Annotated in this window: 9 protein-coding genes; 8 read left to right on the top strand and 1 reads right to left on the bottom strand. The window is 44.9% G+C overall.

Features of this window, described 5'->3' with window-relative positions; translation table 11 throughout:
- The first annotated feature begins 66 nt into the window (after positions 1 to 66).
- From dnaK to JKP82_RS11595, 5 genes are all read left to right on the top strand, one after another.
- Positions 67 to 2,001, top strand: coding sequence for a molecular chaperone DnaK (gene dnaK, locus JKP82_RS11615; protein WP_159531243.1), 1,935 nt, complete (start codon positions 67 to 69; stop codon positions 1,999 to 2,001).
- A 177-nt stretch (positions 2,002 to 2,178) separates the two neighbouring features.
- Positions 2,179 to 3,315, top strand: coding sequence for a molecular chaperone DnaJ (gene dnaJ / locus JKP82_RS11610; protein ID WP_159531241.1), 1,137 nt, complete (start codon positions 2,179 to 2,181; stop codon positions 3,313 to 3,315).
- Between the two features lie 154 nt (positions 3,316 to 3,469).
- Positions 3,470 to 3,970: a c-type cytochrome gene (locus JKP82_RS11605; RefSeq protein ID WP_218397118.1), complete on the top strand. Its 501-nt coding sequence runs from the start codon at positions 3,470 to 3,472 to the stop codon at positions 3,968 to 3,970.
- 289 nt (positions 3,971 to 4,259) lie between these two features.
- Positions 4,260 to 6,815: a GGDEF domain-containing phosphodiesterase gene (locus JKP82_RS11600; RefSeq protein ID WP_218397117.1), complete on the top strand. Its 2,556-nt coding sequence runs from the start codon at positions 4,260 to 4,262 to the stop codon at positions 6,813 to 6,815.
- A gap of 199 nt (positions 6,816 to 7,014) precedes the next feature.
- Positions 7,015 to 8,907 carry a propionyl-CoA synthetase gene (locus JKP82_RS11595; protein WP_218397115.1) on the top strand — a complete coding sequence of 631 codons (1,893 nt, stop codon included), beginning with the start codon at positions 7,015 to 7,017 and terminating at the stop codon, positions 8,905 to 8,907.
- Positions 8,908 to 8,934: 27 nt separating this feature from the next.
- On the opposite strand, the gene JKP82_RS11590 is transcribed toward JKP82_RS11595, so the two are convergent.
- Positions 8,935 to 9,615, bottom strand: a complete 681-nt coding sequence (locus JKP82_RS11590; protein ID WP_218397113.1) for a cytochrome b/b6 domain-containing protein — start codon at positions 9,613 to 9,615, stop codon at positions 8,935 to 8,937.
- 243 nt (positions 9,616 to 9,858) lie between these two features.
- On the opposite strand from JKP82_RS11590, the gene dapB reads away from it, so the two are divergent.
- From dapB to carB, 3 genes are all read left to right on the top strand, one after another.
- Entirely contained in the window at positions 9,859 to 10,659 is an 801-nt protein-coding gene (gene dapB / locus JKP82_RS11585; protein WP_159531233.1) for a 4-hydroxy-tetrahydrodipicolinate reductase, read from the top strand.
- Between the two features lie 342 nt (positions 10,660 to 11,001).
- On the top strand, positions 11,002 to 12,132 hold the full coding sequence (gene carA, locus JKP82_RS11580; RefSeq protein WP_159531231.1) for a glutamine-hydrolyzing carbamoyl-phosphate synthase small subunit: 1,131 nt from the start codon (positions 11,002 to 11,004) through the stop codon (positions 12,130 to 12,132).
- 13 nt (positions 12,133 to 12,145) lie between these two features.
- A complete protein-coding gene (gene carB / locus JKP82_RS11575) occupies positions 12,146 to 15,361 on the top strand; it encodes a carbamoyl-phosphate synthase large subunit (RefSeq protein WP_159531220.1) in 3,216 nt (1,071 codons plus the stop codon).
- Positions 15,362 to 15,433: the final 72 nt, after the last annotated feature.

The following is a 15,433-nucleotide window of genomic DNA, read 5'->3' as shown; positions in this document are numbered from 1 at the left end:
CTATTGAAAATAGTGCGGAATAACCCCACTAAAACTGTAGATTAAATAAATTTTTGGAGACACGTAATGGGTAGAATCATTGGTATCGATTTAGGTACAACGAATTCATGTGTCGCAGTGCTAGACGGCGACAAACCTCGCGTACTTGAAAACGCGGAAGGCGATCGTACAACGCCATCAATCATTGCTTACACAAACGACGGCGAAACTTTAGTGGGCCAATCTGCTAAGCGCCAAGCGGTAACAAATCCTGAAAACACGCTTTTCGCGATTAAACGCTTAATTGGCCGTCGTTTTCAAGATAAAGAAGTACAACGCGACATCGACATCATGCCTTACAAAATTGTAGGTGCAGACAACGGTGATGCATGGGTAGAAGCGAAAGGCGAGAAAATGGCGCCTCCTCAAGTTTCTGCTGAAGTACTTAAGAAAATGAAAAAAACCGCTGAAGATTATCTTGGCGAAGAAGTGACTGGCGCAGTAATTACTGTCCCTGCTTACTTTAACGATTCACAGCGTCAAGCAACGAAAGATGCGGGTCGTATTGCTGGTCTAGAAGTTAAACGTATTATCAACGAGCCAACTGCGGCTGCGTTAGCGTACGGTATGGACAAAAAGCAAGGCGATAACGTGGTTGCGGTATACGACCTTGGTGGCGGTACGTTCGATATCTCTATAATCGAAATTGATGAAGTAGACGGCGAGCACACGTTTGAAGTACTAGCAACTAATGGTGATACTCACCTTGGTGGTGAAGATTTCGATAACCGTGTAATTAACTACCTTGTTGACGAATTCAAGAAAGACCAAGGCATCGACTTACGTAAAGATCCGCTTGCTATGCAGCGTCTTAAAGAAGCCGGTGAGAAAGCGAAAATTGAGCTTTCTTCTTCACAGCAAACGGAAGTTAACCTACCGTACATCACAGCAGACGGTTCAGGTCCTAAGCACTTAGCGATTAAACTAACGCGTGCAAAACTTGAGTCTTTGGTTGAAGAGCTTGTCAAGAATACCCTTAACCCGCTTAAGCAAGCGTTGGCAGACTCTGATCTATCAGTAGGTGATATCCAAGATATTATCTTGGTAGGTGGTCAAACACGTATGCCATTGGTACAGAAGCTAGTTACTGAATTTTTCGGTAAAGAGCCACGTAAAGACGTTAACCCTGATGAAGCCGTAGCAGTAGGTGCAGCAATTCAAGGTGGTGTACTTTCTGGTGACGTTAAAGACGTACTACTTCTTGACGTAACGCCCTTGTCTCTTGGTATCGAAACCATGGGCGGCGTGATGACAGCACTAATTGAGAAGAACACGACTATTCCAACGAAGAAGTCGCAAACTTTCTCTACTGCTGAAGATAACCAGTCTGCGGTAACAGTACACGTGCTACAAGGTGAGCGTAAGCAATCTAGCGGTAATAAATCACTAGGTCAGTTCAACCTTGAAGGTATTCGTCCAGCTTCACGTGGTACCCCTCAAATCGAAGTAACTTTCGACTTGGATGCGGATGGTATCTTACATGTGTCTGCGAAAGATAAAGACACAGGTAAAGAGCAGAAGATCACAATTAAAGCGTCTTCAGGCTTAAGTGATGAAGAAGTCGAGAAGATGGTTGCTGATGCAGAAGCTAACAAAGAAGCTGATGCTAAGTTTGAAGAACTCATTCAAGCACGTAACCAAGCTGATGGCATGATCCACGCTACTCGCAAGCAACTTGAAGAAGTTGGTGATGCACTAAGTGCAGAAGATAAAGCGCCAATCGAAGAAGCTGTTAGCGCGCTAGAAACAGCGGTTAAAGGCGAAGACAAAGCAGACATCGAAGCGAAAACGCAAGAACTCATTCAAGCGTCTAGCAAGTTGATGGAAGCGGCTCAAGCACAGCAAGCAGGCGCGGCCGGTGAAGCGGGCGCTGAAGGTGCTGAGCAACAAGCAACTGGTCAAGCTGATGAAGACGTTGTTGACGCTGAGTTTGAAGAAGTCAAAGACGAAGATAAAAAGTAAGCAAACTGTTGCGATATGCCCGGTAAGCCGGGCAAACTTTAGCAGTTAAGGCGCATCAGGTTCACTTGTTGCGCCTTTGTCGTGTAATAAAACACGATAATAAATGTAGTTTCACAAGGGCGATAATGTGCTCGAACAACGTGCTTGTGATAATAATAGGTAGGATAAGTAAACACTATGTCGAAACGTGACTACTACGAAGTGCTTGGGGTAGATAAAGGCGCTGGCGAACGCGAAATCAAAAAAGCGTATAAAAAGCTAGCGATGAAATATCACCCAGACCGTACACAGGGCGATAAAGCCCTTGAAGTTAAATTCAAGGAAATCCAGGAAGCCTACGAAGTATTAAACGATGCGCAAAAGCGTGCCGCTTACGATCAGTATGGCCACGCTGGTGTAGATCCTAATCGCGGTGGCGCTGGCTTTGGTGGTGGTGGCGACTTCGGTGATATCTTCGGTGATGTATTTGGTGATATTTTCGGTGGCGGCGGTGCTCGCGGCGGTCGTCAATCACGTGCTCGTCAGGGCTCAGACCTTCGTTACAACCTAGAACTCTCGCTTGAAGAAGCGGTACGTGGCAAAAGCGTTGATATTCGCGTGCCTACATTGGTTGAATGTGAAGTGTGTGACGGTTCTGGTGCGAAGAAAGGCTCTACGCCCAAAACGTGCCCAACCTGTCATGGAAACGGTCAGGTGCAAATGCGCCAAGGCTTTTTTGCGGTTCAACAAACTTGCCCAACCTGTTCAGGCAAAGGCAAGATTATTGAAGATCCATGTAATAGCTGTCATGGCCATGGTCGTAAAGAAAAAACCAAAACCCTTAATGTTAAGATCCCATCTGGTGTTGATACCGGCGATCGTATTCGTTTATCTGGCGAAGGCGAAGCAGGAGAGAATGGTGCACCGGCAGGTGACTTGTATGTTCAAGTACATGTGCGTGAACACAAAATATTCCAGCGTGACGGCAACAACTTGTACTGTGAAGTACCATTAAGTTTCACAACAGCAGCGCTAGGTGGCGAGCTAGAAGTACCTACGCTCGATGGCAAAGTGAAACTTAAGATTAGCCCTGAAACCCAGACAGGACGTATGTTCCGTTTACGTGGTAAAGGCGTTAAATCGGTTCGAAGTGGCGCGGTTGGCGATTTGATGTGTAAAGTCGTGGTGGAAACACCGGTTAGCTTATCATCACGTCAAAAAGAATTGCTGCAAGAATTAGAAGAATCGATGGGTAAAGCATCAAGTAAACACAGTCCAAAAGCACAAGGCTTCTTTGACGGTGTGAAAAAGTTTTTCGATGATTTAACTAACTAAATTGTATCGCATTAAAAAAGCCCTCTTAGGAGGGCTTTTTTTTGTCCTAAACATCGGAAAAATACAAAATTTACATGCTAAAACCTTGCGCAAAAGGTGGGTATTCGTCAGGATAGAAACCAGACCAACACAACGAACAGGCATGGCGATAACTATGAGCAAGAATCTAGGAAAGATAATAAAGACCACGTTAGCTACCGCAACGTTAGCAACCGTTTTAGCTGGTGGTGCCATTGCGGCGACGGAAACATCAGAAGCCTCGTCAGAAAAGCACGCAAAAGCGGCGACGCAATACCGCCAAGCAATGTTCCAATTGATACGCAGCAATATGGGACCGTTGGGCGGCATGGCGAAAGGTGCGCTACCTTTTGACGAGTCTGTGATGATGACCAATGGCGTACGTTTGGAACAACTTGCAGATATGATGAGTGATTACTTGTCAGTCGATACACGTAAATTCAACGTCGAGACAGGTGCTAAAGACGCGTTATGGGAAAACTTCCCGGACGTAGAAACCAAGATTGCTGCTTTAAAAGAAGCCTCTATGGGCTTACAAGCGGCAGTAAAAGCAGGGGATGAAGGTGCTTATCGCGGCGCGATTGGCAAAATAGGTGCAAGCTGCAAGTCTTGTCACGACGACTACAAAAAAGACTAACCCTTTGAGTCATTCGCAGCGCATGAGCTTTCGTGCGCTGTTATTCATATTCCCTCATGTTTATCACTTTAAATATACGACTTATTTATACTGGCGCATAAATTCTTATTATATGTCAGGTGATTACTCATTTCTTATTGCAAATGTGCTGGAAAAAGTAATAAAAACTCACTATTGTTGGTTAAATAGTGATCACAGTTTTGCGTAAGCAATGAAAGACATTAAGCCAATATTCAACGATAAATGATCGTACTATAACCATCTTGAGATGGATTGGAGTTCACCTATAATGCAGCTTCACGACGGATTGTTGGGCTCTTTACAAGATAGTAGTTTGCCAGAAGTTACCTCGCGGTTGAGTGAAGCCAGAGTAAATACGGAAGCTACCGCAGTCTTGCTCGTTTCATTACCTCCTACCGCCAGTCGCGTGGATATTCTATTCTGCGATGATAATAATGCCGATTCAAAGAAACAAACACTGGTCATGCCCAAGCATGCTCAACTCCTATTATCAATGACAGAAATGAGTGCCACTTTACCGGGCAGTGATTTTGAATGGCCAGAGGCGCTAAAAAAATGTGTCAACCAAAACGTGATTGTCGGTGGGATAAAAGATTTTCAAGGTAATATTATTGGTGCTGTTTTTATTGTGCTCCCATGTCACCAATTAACGAATCAACAAAAGCATTACGCCAGTATCGCCCGCCAGCAAATAGAACTAAGTCTTCAATATAAACTTATTCAGCATCCCTTTACCGACAAGCTCGCCGAAAAGATTCAGTTACTCAATGAAATAGGGCGTATCTCTCATGTTGGTGGCTGGGAGCTCGATTTACATGCTGGGGTTGTCGCGTGGACAAGAGAAACCTACTTATTGTTCGGTGTTACGCCTGGAAGAGATATCACGGTAGAGCGAGCGTTAGCCAACTTCCCACAAGATAGCCGCGAAAAAATTGCCATGGAGATTAAAGCGGCAATTAAGTCACTCTCTACTTTTGCATTAGAAGTAGAGTACATCAATGCTGAAGGTTATCGGCGCTGGCTAAAAATGACGGGTACACCTCAGTCGGATGGTACTCAAAAGCATCAAGACAATGTGTATAGAATTTATGGTTCTGTACAGGATATAACAGAACATAAACGCTTATCGGATACCCAACACAACTACACGGAATACCTTTCTACTATTTTGGACAGTATTGCAGATGCGCTAGTGACGATTGATGAAGAAGGCACAGTGATCACGGCCAACAACACGGTTGAGCATGTGCTAGGTTACGATGCTGATGAACTAATAGGGCAAGATATCTGTATATTGGTGCCTAAAGTTGAATCACAAAATACTAAAGATCACCTGAAAACTTTCATGAAAGGGGGGAGGAAAACCACTAAAGCTTCCGTGGAACACCACTTTGTTAGCCATAAAAATGGTGGCCTGATCCCTGTTGATATTTCACTATCTTCTTTTCATTTCGATATGCAGAAACGGATAGTGGTGGTATTTCGAGATATGAGTGTTCGAAAACAATTGGCAGACCAAGTTTATCAAGCGGCTTTCTATGACAATATCACCCAACTGCCAAACACTAAACTGTTCGAAAAGGGGTTGAAGTGTGTAATTCGAAAAGCGGGAGTAACCTATGCTGATATCTATTGTGCGCAAATTTCTATCGACAATATAAGTCAGTATAAGCAGGCGTTTGGCCAGCCTACCGCCGATTATGTTATGCGTATTCTTGCCTCTAGGCTCACCCGAACATTTTCTAAACCCTTTTCTATTTACAGAGGCGCAGAAAGCAACTTTTATTTGTTATACGAAGACGTCATTACCGAGGAAGATAAAGAAGCTCGCCACGCTATTGATGCAGTTAAACAGCAATTTACCGATGAAGTGTGTAGCGATATCACCTTGCACAATAGCCCGCATAAAATTTATGCCGTAGTGACCATTTGCCAGCTTAAGGGCATGGAGGCAAGCGTGACGAAAGTCAGGCATATGCTTTCCCAAGGGTATAACCAACTGAGCGCAGACCAAGTAAATACACCAGTGGTTTTTCATAGTGCTTCTAGTGTGGGTTATGACCGATACAATTTTATTCGACAATCCCTTGGTGCTGCTGTCAGTAATCATGAACTCTTCATTGAGTTGCAACCCCAATATGAGGGCGATGGCAGTATGGTGTGTGCCGAGGCGTTAGTTCGTTGGCAGCACCCCCAATTAGGCTTAATTGCCCCCGCTGAGTTTATTCCTATTGCTGAAGAGACTGATGCAATAGTAGAAATTGGCCAATGGGTGATGAATGAATGCGGAAAGCTATTATACGAGTGTAATAAAAGCGGTTTGAGAACACGGCTCTCAATTAATATTAGTGCCAAACATATGGCTAGAGCCGACTTTAGCGAAAAAATGCTCGCAGTGATTGCTCATTGGAATATTCCTACGGGGAGCCTCACCATTGAACTTAGAGAGGCCGAACTTATCGGAAGTTTTGCTTTGGTACGTAACTCAATGAAAGAGCTATCAGAGAAAGGGGTATCTTTTTCCATAGATCATTTTGGTAGTGGTAATTTGAATTTAAGTTACCTTCGCGACCTTTGCATAAAAGAAGTAAAACTTGATAGGCACTTTATTGATGAAGAGGATGGGAAGGGGGCGCAAAGCCCGCTATTAAACAGTATTTTCGATATCGCAAATATATTCGAGCTAAGAACTGTGGCAGAAGGAATAGAAAATACCACGCAATTTGACGATGCAAAGAAGCGTGGTTGTCATGTTTTTCAAGGGTACTTTCTAGACAGGCCTCTTAATGTCAGAGATTGGCGTGCAAAATTACCAGTGAAATAGCGTGACTATTGGGTAAAGCGAACCACATTAAACCCCGTGTTTATATTCACTAACACCAAATTGACGATGCTGATAGCACAAAGGTTTAATAAATAATTTCAGTGAATACAGTAGCTTAATTAACGTAAGCCTGAAGTCTTATACGATAAATTCATGTTTATGAAGTAGGGTAAAGTAATACTTTACTGCGGAAACGGTCATGAATTATCATCAAGAATATCAGGCGTCAATTGATAACCCAGAAGCATTTTGGCTAGATAAAGCACAGTATCTCGACTGGTTTACTCCCCCTAAAACAGCAATTAGCGAAGATACAAACGGCTATCCTCAGTGGTTTAAAGGGGGAAAGCTTAATACTAGTTATTTGGCATTAGATCACCATGTAAACGCTGGCCGCGGTGAGAGCGCGGCACTAATTTACGATTCCCCTGTTACCAACACGCAAGAAACCTGGACCTACAATACCCTACTCAATGAGGTGGCTACGTTAGCGGGCGCACTCACTAGCCTTGGTGTGACGAAAGGCGATACCGTTATTGTGTATATGCCTATGATCCCTCAAGCGGCGGTAGCAATGTTAGCGGTTGCAAGAATTGGCGCAATTCACTCGGTGGTATTTGGTGGCTTCGCCGCCAGTGAATTAGCGGTCAGAATTGATGATGCCGAACCTGCACTCATTATTACGGCGTCGTGCGGAATAGAAGGTAAAAAACTACTGCCTTACAAACCCATGGTTGACGACGCTATTGCCCTTGCTCACCACAAACCGGTAGGCTGCGTTGTTTATCAACGCAAACAGCTTGCCGCTTCTCTTGTTGATGATTTTGACCACGATTGGCAAGCATTGTGTCAAGCCAGCGAGCCAGTAGAATGCACAGCCGTAGATGCTACCGACCCCCTTTATATTTTGTATACCTCTGGCACAACGGGCAAACCCAAAGGGGTTGTTCGTGACAATGGTGGTCATGCGGTAGCACTTAATTATTCTATGCAAGCCATTTACGGAATAGATCAAGGTGATGTTTTTTGGGCAGCATCTGATGTGGGCTGGGTAGTAGGGCACTCTTACATTGTTTATGGACCCCTAATAAAGGGGGCTACTACTGTCATGTTTGAAGGCAAGCCCGTAGGTACACCAGATGCTGGCGCATTCTGGCGTATGGTAGAGCAGCATAAAATAAGTGTACTGTTTGCAGCGCCAACGGCATTCAGAGCGATTAGAAAAGAAGACCCTGAAGCTAGTTGCATCGGCCGTTATGACCTAAGTAGCTTGCGTACTATTTTTATGGCAGGAGAACGATTAGATCCGCCAACATATCATTGGACTGTGGAAAAAACCGGTAAGCCGGTGGTTGATCATTGGTGGCAAACCGAAACCGGATGGCCCATTTGTTCTAATCCCATTGGCATAGAACCTTTGAGCACTAAACCTGGTTCATCTAGCGTACCAACCCCCGGCTTTAACGTAAAAGTGCTCGGTTCAAGTGGGGAGCAAGTCTCCGTAGGTAAAAAAGGGGCAATAGCCATTTCTTTGCCGTTGCCTCCCGGGTGTTTAACGACTATCTGGCGAGACCATAAGCGTTTCACCCAAGGGTATTTGCAGGAATTCGAAGGTTATTACAGCACGGGTGATAATGGGTACATAGATGAAGAAGGGTTTGTGTTCATTATGGGCAGAACCGACGATGTCATCAATGTGGCGGGGCATCGATTATCAACTGGGGAAATGGAAGAAGTACTGGCTTCACACCATGCGGTGGCTGAGTGCAGTGTTATTGGAGTGGCTGACGCGCTAAAAGGGCAGATTCCAGTAGGCTTAGTCTTACTTAAAGATGGCGTTGAAGTAGAAGAAGCGGCCTTTGAGCAAGAGCTCATTGCTAAAGTACGAAATACGATAGGCCCGGTAGCCAGCTTCAAGCGTGCCATTATTGTGAGCCGCTTGCCAAAAACACGTTCAGGGAAAATATTGCGTAAACTGTTAAGGCAAATCGCGGCTGATGAGCCAATCAATATACCGTCTACCATTGACGACCCAGCCAGTGTGACAGAGATTGCCGATTTAATGAAACACAAAGGCTTAGTTGAACGCTAAGCCTTATCTTTTCTCTTGCACAAGGAGTTAGAAGTACTCTTCTACTTCAGGTGCGGGCGGCGCAATTTCTATCGCGTAGTAAAGCGCAGCCGCTGTCATTAGTGCTATAGCCAGAGCTAGCAAAAGGCGCGATGAAGGAATAGGGGGAGCTTGAGTTTCTTTTTTGCCATGAAACATAGGGGGCACAAGTTTTTGCTTTTTATACACGGCATAAAACCCAATAGCGGCAACATGTAAGCCTATTACCCACAGTAAAATCTCGAAGGCGAGATGGTGCAAGGTATTCATAAGGTCTACCGTGCTACCGCTGACAAGATGGCGATAGGGGCCATCTAGAAAAATATCATCGGTCATAAACAAGCCGCTTACTGCTTGTACCAACAACAGTGAAATCATTACTACCACAAACCAGCCACCGAGGGGATTGTGGCCTGCCACAGCGGCGCTGTTTTTATCAAACAGCGTACGTAAATAACCTATTACCGCACTAGGGCCTTTCACAAATTGACTAAAGCGGGCATAAGTTGGGCCTATGACTCCCCAAATCACCCTAAATACTAAAAGCCCTAAGGTGAAGTAGCCAATATAGAAATGCCATTGGGTCGCATCATCCATCCACTCAGCGGTAATATATTGTGCTGCAATACTGGCAACCAATAGCCAGTGGAAAAGCCGAGTGGGGAGATCCCATATAAGCTGTTTATGCATATTATTCTGCCTATGTGTTTTGAAGTAATTCAATAAACGGTATTTTTCACGTCATCTAGGTCTTGGGGTAAACCCACAGGCTATCATGCTAGCTATTTTTACCGTTAAAAACGATAGGTTGCCCGCCTTTTTTGTATTAATGCTGCAATTTTTCAATTATCGGTAATATTTAAGCTTATCTCGTTGCAATAGTAACTGCATTTGGCAAAATGCGTTTACTGTTAAAGGAAAAGAATAACGTAAATGAAAGTAGGTTTATTTGGCGCCAATGGGCGCATGGGTCGGGTGCTTATTGAAGCACTAGATCAAAACGAGAATGCAGAATTGAGCGTTGCTACGGTGCGCGATGACTCTCCTTGGGTTGGCATGAATGTAGGCGAACTGGCAGGCATTGGCAAAAAGCCAATTGATTGCTTAGGCATGTCTGCTTTAACCCAATCACACGCCGATGTAATGATTGATTTTACATTGCCAGTGGTGTTTGAAAATAATATTGCATGGTGTGTGGCCAACAAAATGCCAGTGGTCATTGGTACTACTGGGCTAAGTGAAAGCCAATTGGCTGCGCTAGATGAAGCGGCGAAAACCATTCCTATTGTATTTGCGGCTAACTACAGCGTGGGCGTTAACCTGATGTTGTCATTGGTTCGACAAGCTGCGAAGGCGTTAGGTAACACGGCTGATATAGAAATTATGGAAGCCCACCACAGGTTTAAACAAGATGCACCTTCCGGCACCGCCATGGCCATTGGTGAAGCTATTGCCGATGAACTGGGTCGTGACTTAAAGACATGTGCAGTATACGGCCGTGAAGGAAAAGAACCTGAGCGCGACCAAGGCACTATTGGGTTTGCTACCGTTCGCGCAGGCGATATTGTAGGTGAGCATACCGCTTTGTTCGCTGATATTGGTGAGCGATTAGAAATAACCCATAAGGCATCTAGCCGACTGACATTTGCAAAAGGGGCTGTGCACGCTGCCCAGTGGCTGCATGATAAGCCAGCAGGGTTATATTCTATGGTTGATGTTTTAGATTTAAAATAAAAGCCACATGCTATAGCGGTGTTTTTAATTTTAACAGCAGCTTAAGTGAAATTATTTCAGGCTAATAAGTGGTGGTTTTGGCGGTTATACAAGGTAAATGAGTTTAAGTGGTGATTTTAATGATTTTTGATATTTAAATTAGACATTTTTAGTCAGTCATGTATACTCGCCGGAATTTGCCCGAATTTCGTATTCTAAAGCTATAAAACTGGCTGTAGAGCACGGTTTTATTAGCTGCAAAGATCGTAAAATGAGCGCTGTTAAATCAGTACTCTCATTTTTTGTGGGGTTTGGACAGAAATTCTGTTCAAACACATAGTTATCCTTAATCTGGAGGTTGACTTGGCTAATTCTGCCCTTTTGGTGTTAGAGGATGGTTCTGTCTTTAAAGGAACGGCGATAGGTGCGCAAGGTACTGCCGTTGGTGAAGTGGTTTTTAATACTTCAATGACAGGCTATCAAGAAATCATCACTGACCCATCCTACGCTGAACAAATCATTACCCTTACTTATCCACATATTGGCAATACCGGTATTAACGAAGAAGACGTTGAAGCAGATAAAATCTGGTCTAAAGGTCTTATCATTCGTGACTTACCATTGGTTGCTAGTAATTTCCGTCAACAACAAACGTTATCTGAATACCTCAAAGCCAAAGGCGTTGTAGGTATAGCCGATATCGACACCCGTCGTTTAACACGTATTTTACGTGATAAAGGCGCGCAAAACGGCTGCATCGTTTGTACTGATGAGTTAGATGAAGCGAGCGCGTTAGCACAAGCAAAAGATTATCCTGGCTTGAAAGGCATGGATTTGGCAAAAGTAGTAAGCATTACTGAGCCAAAAAACTGGACTGAAGGCAGCTGGAAATTGGGCGAAGGGTATATCACTCCAGCCGATAGTAAATATCATGTAGTCGCTTACGATTACGGGGTTAAGAGCAACATTTTACGTTTGCTTGCAGACCGTGGTTGTCGCGTTACCTTGGTACCAGCGCAAACACCTGCTGAAGAAGTGTTGGCTATGCAGCCTGATGGTGTATTCTTATCTAACGGCCCTGGTGATCCTGAGCCGTGCGATTATGCCATTACAGCGATTAAAACTATCGTTGAAACAGGTTTGCCAGTGTTTGGTATCTGTTTAGGTCATCAACTACTTGCGCTAGCCAGTGGTGCTACTACGGTGAAAATGAAGTTTGGTCACCATGGTGCTAACCATCCAGTGAAAGACTTAAAACGCAATGTGGTTATGATCACCAGTCAAAACCATGGCTTCGCTGTAGATGAATCAAGCCTACCTTCTAATTTAGAAGTAACGCATGTTTCGTTGTTCGATAAGTCGTTACAAGGTATTCATCGTACCGATAAGCCAGCGTTTAGTTTCCAAGGGCACCCAGAAGCAAGCCCAGGACCGCACGAAGCTGCGCCGCTATTCGACCACTTCATTGAATTAATCGAACAACACAAGCAGTAGGAACGAGCCCGCTATGCCAAAACGTACCGACATAAAAAGTATTCTCATCATAGGTGCTGGCCCTATTGTTATTGGCCAGGCCTGCGAGTTTGACTATTCAGGCGCTCAAGCATGTAAAGCGCTACGCGAAGAAGGTTATCGCGTTATTCTGGTTAACTCGAACCCCGCTACTATCATGACCGATCCTGAAATGGCCGATGCAACATACATCGAGCCAATTCATTGGGAAGTGGTACGCAAAATTATCGAAAAAGAGCGTCCGGACGCTATTCTCCCAACAATGGGCGGACAAACCGCACTTAACTGCGCGCTTGACTTAGATCATCACGGTGTATTGAAAGAGTTCAATGTTGAACTTATCGGTGCAACGGCTGATGCTATCGATAAAGCCGAAAACCGTGAGCGCTTCGACAAGGCAATGAAGAACATTGGTCTTGAATGCCCACGTGCTGAAATTGCACAAAGCATGGATCAAGCCCACGATGTATTAACGCGCATTGGCTTTCCTTGTATCATTCGTCCGTCATTCACCATGGGTGGAAGCGGCGGCGGTATTGCATACAATATTGACGAATTTAACGAAATTTGTGGCCGTGGTCTCGACCTTTCGCCTACCAAAGAACTACTCATTGATGAGTCGTTAATCGGTTGGAAGGAATACGAGATGGAAGTAGTGCGCGACCGTGCAGATAACTGCATCATCGTGTGTACGATTGAAAACTTCGACGCCATGGGTGTACATACTGGTGATTCAATCACAGTAGCGCCAGCGCAAACCCTTACTGACAAAGAATTCCAGCTAATGCGTAATGCCGCCATGGCAGTATTACGTGAAATCGGTGTTGAAACCGGCGGCTCGAACGTACAGTTCGGTGTAGATCCTAATACAGGCCGTATGGTGATTATCGAGATGAACCCGCGCGTATCGCGTTCATCTGCATTAGCATCAAAAGCCACAGGTTTCCCAATTGCTAAAGTGGCCGCCAAGTTAGCCATTGGTTACACCCTTGATGAGCTTGCTAACGATATTACTGGAGGCTTAACACCAGCATCGTTTGAGCCTTCAATCGATTACGTAGTCACAAAAATTCCTCGCTTTAACTTTGAAAAATTTGCTGGTGCGAACGATCGCTTAACCACGCAAATGAAATCAGTGGGCGAAGTGATGGCGATTGGTCGTAACCAACAAGAGTCATTACAAAAAGCACTTCGTGGCCTTGAAGTTGGCGCGAATGGCTTGAACTCAATGGTCGATTTAGAAGACCCAGAAGCGCGCAACAAAGTGATTTACGAACTACGTGAGCCTGGTGCTGAGCGTATTTGGTACATTGGCGATGCGTTCCGCATGGGCATGACCGTTGATGAAGTATTTACGCTCACCAATGTAGACCGTTGGTACCTAGTTCAACTTGAAGAGCTTATTCAGCTTGAAGCTCAGGTTGCTGAGTGCGGATTGCACGGCATTGATGAAGACCTTATGCGTAAGCTTAAGCGCAAAGGTTTCTCTGATTCTCGCTTAGCCGAGCTAACGAAAGTAGCGGAAGGTGACATTCGTGAAACCCGTCGTGGCTTTGGTGTAACGCCAGTTTATAAGCGTGTTGATACCTGTGCGGCAGAGTTTTCTACCAGCACGGCTTACATGTATTCAACCTACGATGAAGAGTGTGAAGCTGACCCCACTGACAACGATAAGATTATGGTGTTAGGCGGTGGTCCAAACCGTATTGGTCAGGGTATCGAGTTTGATTATTGTTGTGTTCACGCGGCGCTTTCAATGCGTGAAGACGGTTACGAAACCATTATGGTTAACTGTAACCCTGAAACGGTTTCTACCGACTATGACACATCTGACCGCTTGTACTTCGAACCGGTAACGCTAGAAGACGTACTTGAGATCGTGGCTAAAGAAAAGCCAAAAGGCGTCATAGTGCAATACGGTGGCCAAACGCCGCTTAAATTAGCACGTGCCCTTGAAGCTGCGGGTGTCCCCATTATTGGTACGTCGCCTGAAGCTATCGATAGAGCAGAAGATCGTGAACGCTTCCAGCAAATGGTGAATAAGCTAGGCCTTAAACAGCCAGCGAATGCGACCGTGACTAACATTGAGCAAGCCCTTGCCATGGCTGATGGTATTGGCTTTCCGCTTGTAGTACGTCCTTCGTACGTACTAGGTGGCCGCGCAATGGAAATTGTTTACGACCTTAAAGACTTAAAACGCTACCTAACGGAAGCGGTGAAGGTTTCTAATGATTCTCCTGTACTGCTAGACCGCTTCTTAGATGACGCCATCGAAGTCGATATCGATGCAATCTGCGACGGTAAAGAAGTCGTTATTGGCGGAATCATGGAGCATATTGAGCAAGCCGGTGTTCACTCTGGTGACTCAGCCTGTTCATTGCCACCTCACTCTTTAAGTAAAGAGATTCAAGATGTTATGCGCGAACAAGTGAAAGCCATGGCGCTTGAACTTGGTGTTGTTGGCCTAATGAATACACAATTTGCGGTAAAAGATGGCGAAGTGTATTTAATTGAGGTTAACCCGCGTGCAGCACGTACAGTACCATTTGTATCGAAAGCCACAGGTGTTCCACTTGCTAAAGTTGCCGCGCGTGCGATGGCGGGTGTTAGCTTGGCAGAGCAGGGTGTTACGACAGAGATTATTCCTCCGTTTTACTCTGTGAAAGAAGTGGTATTACCGTTTGCTAAATTCCAAGGTGTTGATCCACTATTAGGCCCAGAAATGCGCTCTACTGGCGAAGTAATGGGTGTAGGTGACACGTTTGAAGAAGCGTATGCTAAAGCTAACTTAGGTGCAGGGGCGCCATTACCTAGATCAGGTAAAGCGTTAATCTCTGTGCGTAATAACGATAAGAATAAAATTATCGAATTAGCCAAAGCATTGAACAGCGCTGGATTTAGCATTGAAGCGACGCGAGGCACAGCGACCACACTTTATGATGCCGGCATTGCCTGCTCTGTTGTGAATAAGCTGTCTGAAGGCCGCCCTAACATTGTGGACTCTATCAAAAACGGTGAGTACGCCTATATCATCAATACAACGGAAGGTCGCCAAGCGATTACCGACTCGGTTTATATTCGCCGAGAAGCGTTGCTGAATAAGGTGACTTACACCACCACAATGAATGCTGCTTTTGCCACTATTCGTGCGAAGTCAGCAGACGATCGTGACAAGGTGGCTTCTGTACAAGAGCTTCACGCAAGACTCTAACACTGATGACATTACATGGGATACGCGGTATCCTGTGTATATGACACTTATGTGAACCAATCAAAAGTGCGC

Source organism: Alteromonas lipotrueae (assembly GCF_019249215.1).
In the GTDB taxonomy this organism is placed as follows: Bacteria; Pseudomonadota; Gammaproteobacteria; order Enterobacterales; family Alteromonadaceae; genus Alteromonas; species Alteromonas lipotrueae.
Note: the sequence above shows the minus strand (reverse complement) of the source record. Positions and strands in the feature narration are given on the sequence as shown.

What these genes read in the sequence shown, in the direction of transcription:
- JKP82_RS11600 (WP_218397117.1), top strand. Translation starts at nt 4,260, where the DNA reads ATGCAGCTTCACGACGGATTGTTGGGCTCTTTACAAGATAGTAGTTTG.
- dapB (WP_159531233.1), top strand. Translation starts at nt 9,859, where the DNA reads ATGAAAGTAGGTTTATTTGGCGCCAATGGGCGCATGGGTCGGGTGCTT.
- JKP82_RS11590 (WP_218397113.1), bottom strand. Translation starts at nt 9,615, where the DNA reads ATGCATAAACAGCTTATATGGGATCTCCCCACTCGGCTTTTCCACTGG.
- dnaK (WP_159531243.1), top strand. Translation starts at nt 67, where the DNA reads ATGGGTAGAATCATTGGTATCGATTTAGGTACAACGAATTCATGTGTC.
- carB (WP_159531220.1), top strand. Translation starts at nt 12,146, where the DNA reads ATGCCAAAACGTACCGACATAAAAAGTATTCTCATCATAGGTGCTGGC.
- JKP82_RS11605 (WP_218397118.1), top strand. Translation starts at nt 3,470, where the DNA reads ATGAGCAAGAATCTAGGAAAGATAATAAAGACCACGTTAGCTACCGCA.
- dnaJ (WP_159531241.1), top strand. Translation starts at nt 2,179, where the DNA reads ATGTCGAAACGTGACTACTACGAAGTGCTTGGGGTAGATAAAGGCGCT.
- JKP82_RS11595 (WP_218397115.1), top strand. Translation starts at nt 7,015, where the DNA reads ATGAATTATCATCAAGAATATCAGGCGTCAATTGATAACCCAGAAGCA.